General features: G+C 73.3%; 4 protein-coding genes. 3 read left to right on the forward strand and 1 reads right to left on the reverse strand.

Annotated elements, in window-relative coordinates; all coding sequences use genetic code 11:
- The first annotated feature begins 298 nt into the window (after window positions 1-298).
- A complete protein-coding gene (locus ABZ354_RS22280; RefSeq protein ID WP_358659307.1) occupies window positions 299-1,957 on the forward strand; it encodes a M4 family metallopeptidase in 1,659 nt (552 codons plus the stop codon).
- A 69-nt stretch (window positions 1,958-2,026) separates the two neighbouring features.
- A complete protein-coding gene (locus ABZ354_RS22285) occupies window positions 2,027-2,533 on the forward strand; it encodes a DUF1990 domain-containing protein (protein WP_358659309.1) in 507 nt (168 codons plus the stop codon).
- Between the two features lie 64 nt (window positions 2,534-2,597).
- Here the strand turns inward: ABZ354_RS22285 and glgP are convergent, their stop codons facing one another.
- Window positions 2,598-5,207 carry an alpha-glucan family phosphorylase gene (gene glgP / locus ABZ354_RS22290; protein WP_358659310.1) on the reverse strand — a complete coding sequence of 870 codons (2,610 nt, stop codon included), beginning with the start codon at window positions 5,205-5,207 and terminating at the stop codon, window positions 2,598-2,600.
- A 379-nt stretch (window positions 5,208-5,586) separates the two neighbouring features.
- On the opposite strand from glgP, the gene ABZ354_RS22295 reads away from it, so the two are divergent.
- Window positions 5,587-6,391, forward strand: an 805-nt coding sequence (locus ABZ354_RS22295) for a maltotransferase domain-containing protein (protein ID WP_358659312.1), incomplete at its 3' end; no start/stop codon positions are given.

Raw genomic sequence — 6,391 nt, forward strand, 5'->3', positions numbered from 1 at the left:
CCGTAGACGCTGAGCGTCTCTGGAACAGGGCGCCGCCCCGGTGGTTCAACTCCCCGGGGCGGCGCCTGCTTTTTGCCAGAGCATTACGCGTCCGCTGTTGCCGCTTTACAGAGGTCAGCCGCGTTCACATCGCCACACCGTTCACCAGAACGACTGTTTTCAGCCAATGTTACTTGAGGGTCATGACATGTACGTGCCGCGAATGTCAGGCTTCCGTCACTCGCCGCACAACCTCACCCCTCAACTCCGGCACGGTGCCCCACACACGGGCCGGATCTCCCCCCACGAAGGAGTTTGTGTGTCCCCCCACTACGCGCGTAACAAGCGCATCACGCTGGCCATCGCGACCACCGTCGCGGCCGGCGCCCTGCTCGCCACCGGTGTGACCACCAGCGCGAGCGCCCAGAACGCCACCGGCACCACCGCCCGGCCCGCCCTCGCGGGCGCGCCGGTCCTGCTGTCGAAGGCCGAGCGCACCGCGCTCATCCGCGAGCAGCAGCAGGCCGCGTCGCAGACGGCCCGCGAGATGGGCCTCGGCGCGCAGGAGAAGCTGGTCGTCAGAGACGTCGTGAAGGACGCCGACGGCACGGTCCACACGCGCTACGAGCGCACCTACGACGGTCTGCCGGTCCTCGGCGGGGACCTCGTGGTCCACACCACCGAGTCCGGTACGACGAAGGGCGTCACCAAGGCCACGAAGGCCGCCGTCGAGGTGGCCTCCGTCAAGGCCGGCGTCCCGGCGGCCAAGGCCGAGCGGCAGGCCGTGGCCCTCGCGAAGAAGGCCGGCTCGGAGAGCACCGGGGCGAGCGAGGCCCCGCGCAAGGTCGTCTGGGCGGCCGACGGCAAGCCCGTCCTGGCCTACGAGACGGTCGTCGGGGGCCTTCAGCACGACGGCACCCCGAACGAGCTGCACGTCATCACCGACGCGGCCACCGGCAAGAAGCTCTACGCGTACCAGGGCATCGAGACCGGCAGCGGCAAGAGCCTGTACTCCGGCGAGGTCACCCTCGGCACCACGCAGTCGGGCTCGGAGTACAACCTGACCGACGCGGGGCGCGGCGGTCACCGCACGACCAACCTGGCCCGCTCCACCTCGGGCGCGGGCACCCTGTTCACCGACGCGGACGACGCGTGGGGCACGGGCACCGCCTCCAGCGACCCGGGCGACCAGACCGCGGCCGTGGACGCCGCCTACGGCGCCCAGATGACCTGGGACTTCTACAAGAACGCCTTCGGCCGCAGCGGCATCAAGAACGACGGCCAGGCCGCCTACTCGCGGGTCCACTACGGCAACAGCTACGTCAACGCGTTCTGGGACGACAGCTGCTTCTGCATGACGTACGGCGACGGCTCGGGCAACACCCACCCGCTCACGTCGCTCGACGTCGCCGGCCACGAGATGTCGCACGGCGTCACCTCCAACACCGCGGGCCTGAACTACTCGGGCGAGTCCGGCGGCCTGAACGAGGCGACCAGCGACATCTTCGGCACCGGCGTGGAGTTCGCCGCGAACAACCCCGCCGACGCCGGTGACTACCTCATCGGCGAGGAGATCGACATCCGCGGCGACGGCAGCCCGCTGCGGTACATGGACAAGCCCAGCAAGGACGGCAGCTCCGCGGACGCCTGGTCCTCGTCCGTGGGCGGCATGGACGTGCACTACTCGTCCGGTGTCGCGAACCACTTCTTCTTCCTGCTGTCCGAGGGCAGCGGCAAGCGGACGGTCAACGGCGTGGAGTACGACTCGCCCACGTCCGACGGCTCCACGGTCACCGGCATCGGCCGGGACAAGGCGCTGCAGATCTGGTACAAGGCGCTGACCACGTACATGACGTCGACGACGAAGTACGCGGCGGCCCGCCAGGCGACCCTGAAGGCGGCGACGGACCTGTACGGCGCCGACAGCACCGAGTACAAGACGGTCGCGGCGGCCTGGTCCGCCGTGAACGTCGCCTGACGCTCCCGGCGTTCGGCGGGCGGCACCCGGAGCACCACGCTTCCGGGTGCCGCCCTACGCTATGGCCTCATGTCCTTCACGTACGACGACGTCGGCGCCACCCGCAAGCAGGGCTTCTGCCCGCCGGGCTTCCACTCCCTGCACGTGCGCACGCGCCTGGGCGAGGGCCACGACGTGTTCCGCCGGGCGGCGGAGGCGGTCCTCACCTGGGAGATGCACCGCACGCTCGGCGTCGGCATCACCGCGAGCGCGGACCGTGCCGCGCCCGGCGTCGACGTCACCGTGTCCCTGGCCGGGGTGATCAAGGCGCCGTGCCGGGTGGTGTGGACGGTGGAGGAACACCGCCGGGCCGGCTGGGCGTACGGCACGCTGGCGGGCCACCCGGAGAGCGGCGAGGAGGCCTTCGTCGTGGACCGCACGGGCGACGGCACGGTCTGGCTCACGGTGTCCGCGTTCAGCCGCCCCGCCAAGTGGTACGCGAAGGCGGGCGGCCCGGCGACCCGCGGTTTCCAGCACGCGTACGCGCGCCGCTGCGGGAACGTGCTCCGTCAGCTGTCCACGGAGGTCAAGGACTGACCACCGCCGCGGGCATCCGGCCGCCGGCCCACCGCACGGGCCGGCGGCCGGGTGCGCGACCGGCTCACCTCATCAGCACCCCGGCCGCGTCCACCACGTCGTCCGACGGGACCGCCACCAGGCCGAGTTCCGCGCCGGAGGCGAGCCGGGGGTGCGCCGGCAGGATGCGGACCGTGTAGCCGTAGGGGCCCGTGCGGTCCAGGGAGAGCGGGCCCTCGTACATCCGGCGTCCGTCCTGGTCGGGGCCGCCCGACGGTTTCAGCGGCACGGACCTCGCGTCGGTGATGCGGTCCTCGGAGTCGACCCGCCCGGACACGGCCTGCACGTCGACGTCCTCGGGGCCGAGACCGCCGAGGCCGACCCGCACGCGCAGCCCGAGCGTCGTACCGAGTTCGGCGGTGTCCGTGGCCGCCGAGGCCTCCACGTGGTCCACGGTCACGTCGGGCCAGGCCTCGCGCACCCGGGCCTTCCACGCGGCGAGGTCGCGGGCGGCGGCCGGGGTCATGGCGCGGTGGGCGCGGGCCGCGGGTTCGTAGAGCCGCTCGACGTACTCGCGGACCATGCGCCCGGCGAGCACCTTCGGTCCGAGCAGGGACAGGGTCCGGCGGACCATCTCGATCCAGCGGTCGGGCAGCCCGCTGTGCCCGCGTTCGTAGAAGCGCGGCGCGACCCGCTGTTCCAGCAGGTCGTAGAGGGCGTCGGCCTCCATGTCGTCGCGCCGGTCCGGGTCGGTGCCCGCGTCGTCGGCGGTGGGAACGGCCCAGCCGAAGTCGGGCTGGAACCACTCGTCCCACCAGCCGTCGAGCACCGACAGGTTGAGGCAGCCGTTGAGCGCGGCCTTCATGCCGCTGGTCCCGCACGCCTCCAGCGGCCTGAGCGGGTTGTTGAGCCAGATGTCGCAGCCGGGGTAGAGCTTCTCGGCGAGGCCCATGCCGTAGTCGGGCAGGAACACGATCCGGTGCCGTACGCGCGGGTCGTCGGCGAACCGCACCAGTTGCTGGATGAGCCGCTTGCCGCCCTCGTCGGCGGGGTGCGCCTTCCCGGCGACGACGACCTGCACGGGCCGCTCGGGATGCAGCAGCAGCCCCGTCAGCCGGTCCCGGTCCCGCAGCATCAGCGTCAGCCGCTTGTACGACGGCACCCGCCGGGCGAATCCGATGGTCAGCACGTCGGGGTCGAGCACCCCGTCGATCCATCCCAGCTCGGCGGACCCGGCGCCCCGCTGCCGCCAGGAGGCGCGCAGCCGCCGCCGCACCTCCTGGACGAGTTGCTCGCGCAGGCACCGCCGCAGGTCCCAGATGTCCTGGTCGGCGATGTCGGCGACGGAGTCCCACCGGTCGATGTCGCCGACGGTGAGGGCCTCCTCGGCGCGCCGGTCGCCGATCTGCCGGGCGCCGAGCCGGAACACCTCGGGCGCCACCCAGGTGGGGGCGTGGACTCCGTTGGTCACGGAGGTGATCGGCACCTCCTCGGGGGCGAAGCCCGGCCACAGCCCCGCGAACATCTCGCGGCTGACCTTGCCGTGCAGCAGCGACACGCCGTTGGCGCGCTGCCCGAGGCGCAGGCCCATGACGGCCATGTTGAACAGGTCCGGACGGCCGCCCGGGTAGGTCTCCGTGCCGAGCCGCAGGATGCGCTCGACGTCGAGGCGGGGCAGTTCGGCCTGCGGCCCGAAGTGCCGGGCGACCAGTTCCCGGTCGAACCGGTCGATGCCGGCCGCCACGGGCGTGTGCGTGGTGAACACGGTCCCGGCCCGCACGGCCTCCAGCGCGGCGTCGAAGTCCAGCCCTGTGCCGCACAGCTCGGCGATGCGTTCGAGCCCGAGGAATCCGGCGTGGCCCTCGTTGGTGTGGAACACCTCGGGTTCGGGGTGCCCGGTGAGCCGGCAGTACGTCCGCACGGCCCGCACACCTCCCATGCCGAGCAGCATCTCCTGCAGCAGCCGGTGCTCGCTGCTGCCGCCGTAGAGCCGGTCGGTGACGCCGCGTTCGCCGAGGTCGTTTTCCTCGACGTCGGAGTCCAGCATCAGCAGCGGGACCCGGCCGACCTGGGCCAGCCAGATCCTGGCCCGCAGGGATCGCCCGCCGGGCAGGGCGAGGACGACCCGCGCGGGCGTGCCGTCGGCCTCCTCGACCTGGGTGAGCGGCAGCTCGTGGGGGTCGAGGACGGGGTAGTGCTCCTGCTGCCAGCCGTCCCGGGACAGCGACTGCCGGAAGTACCCGTGCCGGTACAGCAGCCCCACCCCGACGAGCGGCACGCCGAGATCGCTGGCGGCCTTCAGATGGTCGCCGGCGAGGATGCCGAGGCCTCCGGAGTACTGGGGCAGGGCGGCGGTGATCCCGAACTCGGGCGAGAAGTAGGCGACGGCGGCGGGGAGGTCGCCGGACTGCTCCTGGTACCAGCGGGCGCCGCCGACGTAGGCGCGCAGGTCGTCGGCGACGGCGGTGAGCCGCTGGAGGAAGCCGGGGTCCCCGGCCAGTTCGGCGAGCCGGCCCGGCGACACGCCGCCCAGGAGCCGCACGGGGTCGCCGTCCCACCGCTCGGGGTCGACGGACCGGAACAGTTCGCGGGTCTCCGCGTGCCAGGACCAGCGCAGATTACGCGCCAGATCGCTGAGGGGCCGGAGGGGTTCGGGGAGGACGGGACGGACAGTGAACCGGCGGATCGCCTTCACATTCCACCTCGGCGCGTTGGAGAGGGCGTGGTCTGCGTCCCGCCCGACAGTACCGGCGCGGACGCCGCCGACACGGGAACCGGGGCAGGCCGTAAGGGTCGAACCCGGCGCACGAGGGGCGCGGGATCCGCTCCCCCCGCGGGTCCGGACCGGGCACGCGGGGAGTGGCTCCCCGTGTCCGGAACCGGGCGGGTCTCCGGTGTGGACATACGCGTGAGTAGTTAACAAAGTGCCGGAATGCCCACTCGGCAGGGGTGGGAAGGCCCCGCCGGGAAACCCAGCAGGTACCACCCGACGACCCCGCCACCGACCACCGCAGGACCCACCTCCCCACAGCCATCCGCCCACCCACCCTCGTTTGACGCGGACAGGAGCGGTCATGCCCGCCAAGCACCACGCGCCGCCGCGACGCGGCACCACCCCCGCCCCCGAGAACGGCCGGGCGGCCACCCCGTCCGGCCGGCGGCCGGACCCGCCCGGGGCGCCGGCCGCCCCGGCCGGGCCACCGGCCCCGGTCCCCCGCACCGCCGTGGGCCGCATCCCCGTCCTGGACGTCCGCCCGGTGGTGCAGCACGGCCGCCGCCCCGCGAAGGCGGTCACCGGCGAGTCGTTCGAGATCTCGGCGACCGTGTTCCGCGAGGGGCACGACGCGGTCGCGGCGAACGTCGTGCTCACCGGCCCGGACGGCCGGCCCGGCCCGTGGACGCCGATGCGTGAGTCGGCCCCGGGCACCGACCGCTGGGGCGCCACGGTCACGGCCGGCGAGCCGGGCCTGTGGACGTACACCGTGGAGGGGTGGGGCGACCCGGTGACGACCTGGCGGCACCGCGCGGGGATCAAGATCCCGGCCGGTCTGGACACGGATCTGGTCCTGGAGGAGGGGGCGCGGCTGTACGAGCGGGCCGCCGAGGCGGTCCCGCGGGGCACCGGTCGCGGGGCCTCGGACCGCGCGGTCCTGTCGGCCGCCGTGGCGGCGCTCCGCGACGTGTCACGCCCTCCGGCGTCCCGTCTGGCGGCGGCGCTGACCCCCGAGGTGGACGCGGTGCTGGCCCGGCACCCGCTGCGGGACCTGGTCACGGCGTCCGAGCCGCTGCCGTTGCTGGTGGAGCGGGAGCGGGCGTTGTTCGGTTCCTGGTACGAGTTCTTCCCCCGCTCGGAGGGCACCCCCGAGCAGCCGCACGGCA

This window comes from Streptomyces sp. NPDC005925 (assembly GCF_040638805.1).
GTDB lineage: Bacteria > Actinomycetota > Actinomycetes > Streptomycetales > Streptomycetaceae > Streptomyces.